Source organism: Stenotrophomonas sp. AS012628 (assembly GCF_010608305.1).
GTDB lineage: Bacteria > Pseudomonadota > Gammaproteobacteria > Xanthomonadales > Xanthomonadaceae > Stenotrophomonas > Stenotrophomonas geniculata.
This window is the reverse complement of the sequence record NZ_VMBJ01000335.1, coordinates 1-207: the sequence shown is the minus strand read 5'-3', so window position 1 is coordinate 207 and position 207 is coordinate 1. Positions and strand designations below refer to the sequence as shown.

Genomic DNA, 207 nt, shown 5'->3' with positions numbered 1-207 from the left:
AACGATGGCTATACCACCTCGGACGCCTGGGGTTATCGCGCCCGTGCGATCTGGGACTACAACGACGTGTTCATGGGCGTGAACCTCAAGCCCAGCGTGGCTTGGTCGCACGACGTCGATGGCTATTCGCCCGGCCCCGGCGCCAACTTCGAGGAAGGCCGCAAGGCGGTCAGCCTGGGGGTGGACGCGGAGTACCAGAACACCTAC

General features: G+C 64.3%; 1 protein-coding gene. It reads left to right on the top strand.

The annotated features are described in order from the left end of the window. Positions 1-207: DUF1302 family protein (locus G5A07_RS22155; protein WP_191864065.1), on the top strand; the 207-nt coding region annotated here is incomplete at both ends.